This is a genomic window from Clostridium sp. DSM 17811, assembly GCF_018861905.1.
Lineage (GTDB): Bacteria > Bacillota > Clostridia > Clostridiales > Clostridiaceae > Clostridium_AD > Clostridium_AD frigoriphilum.
Map to the genome: position 1 here is coordinate 1 of NZ_JAHLDU010000073.1, position 1,750 is coordinate 1,750.

The following is a 1,750-nucleotide window of genomic DNA, read 5'->3' on the forward strand; positions in this document are numbered from 1 at the left end:
CAAGGTACAAGGGAAATGTCATGTAGAAGATATTTCTGCTGCTTTTGGGAGAGATAATGAAAACGTGGGGTTTGTATTATTAACAATTCATATTGCTGACGAGGCTAATAACAAAATAATTTGGAGGGTTGTCCATAATTATAGTATGTATATGGCATATAGTTGGATATGTGAAGACCCTATACTAAAAGAGGGCGTATTAGTAATATCTGAAGAAGAATATAAATAACTAAAAAGCTAAACAGGTGCTGTTTTTTATTTACACTAAAGAGAATGCTATTATTTTTATATTAAATAAATCATATTTTTTTGCTTATATTAAGTCTTAAAGTATATGTAGTTATGAGTGGTGTAAAGGTCCCATTTATATTTGGACTTAATCCTTTAAACTAAAATATAACATTAAGTATATTGTACTAATAAGGTAATTAGTATGCATTTATCTATTTATTTTGTTTCTTTTTATTTCTGATTATTTTATATAAAAATGTGGTAATTTATAAAAAATATAAAGTAGTTGAATTTACATAGGAGTATATTAGAATATCGTGGTATTCAATTAATCAATCAATTTCGGAAACTATATATTTATCAAAAATCAGAGATATTGAATTTAATATAGCTACAAGAGGTAAGGGAATAAACTATTATATTAATATAATAGTTTAGGTAAAAAAATTAAATTTAGGATAAGTATGGCTCAAAACAATGAATTAAGAGATCATTTCAAATGGTTTTATAAATTCATGGAATAAAACTGACTAAGTGATTTGAATTGAGTTGTAACTAGACTGGTGGAAAGTTTTAAATTGAAGTAGATAATTTTGAACATATAGTTAGTAATCTTAACAGTCTACCACCAACATCGCGAAGGAATATTTCAAATGCTAATGATTCTATTAATAAAAAGAATATACAATATCAATCTAAAATTGATAAACTTAATTTATTTGGTACAAAAATGAGCCAATTTTCTCAAAAGGCCCAAGCAACTGATCAGCGTGTTGCTAGTCGTATAACTACAGATTCAAAAGTGTTTGAAAAGAAATATGGGATTAATGTTAGTAGACTTGATGTTATTCTTGATGCAGTAAAGACAGAGGGCAGTGATATATTATCAACGATTGTATCAGAAAGCGTTTTGGGAGCGTTTGGTGTAAAAGGTTGGACTGCAAAAGATATAAGAAGTCTTAAAGATGGAATTAAAGATTGGTATAGGCATGGTGCGAATAGGTATTGGGTAGGAGTTGTTTAAGGGAGCTAGTTCTATGGGGTACGATATAGCCGCATTAGTCAACTACAAGAGTACAGGCAATGCTACAGGGTCAAGGTGGCTGTACAAAAAAGGCGGTTCGGATGTTTTAGCAGCTGCTGGTGGTGGAGCATTCTATGGTGTGGGATATTTAAGAGGTGGGGAAAATATGGCTAATGAATATAAGAAGAATGGAGAAAAAGCTGGAAAAATAACTTTTTCTACTTTGTCAGTTGCAACATTAGCATACGGAGTTGTTAAAACACCACTTGGCTTAAGCAAAGATTTTAAAGCACTTAAAAAGATGGGTATGTATAAAGAATTTAGCAATGTGGGTCTTATGAAAAAAGTTGCTCAGAAAAAAATATTTTGTAAAGATCTTAAAGTCGGGTTTGGAGCAGCAGGTATTGATAAGAATTTTAGTATTTCAAAACTTATATCTCCTAAATTTGGATCTAGCAATAAATTTAAATTTAATGCTGCTGTAAATGTCACTAG

3 protein-coding genes are annotated in these 1,750 nt (G+C 30.0%); all 3 read left to right on the forward strand.

Features of this window, described 5'->3' with window-relative positions:
• Positions 1-229 (forward strand): hypothetical protein (locus tag KPL44_RS24940; RefSeq protein ID WP_216256090.1); only part of this gene is annotated, 229 nt, incomplete at its 5' end.
• 732 nt (positions 230-961) lie between these two features.
• Positions 962-1,255 (forward strand): hypothetical protein, encoded by a 294-nt coding sequence (locus tag KPL44_RS24945; protein WP_216256092.1) that lies wholly within the window; start codon positions 962-964, stop codon positions 1,253-1,255.
• Between the two features lie 13 nt (positions 1,256-1,268).
• The coding region (locus tag KPL44_RS24950; protein ID WP_216256094.1) for a hypothetical protein at positions 1,269-1,750 on the forward strand (482 nt) is incomplete at its 3' end.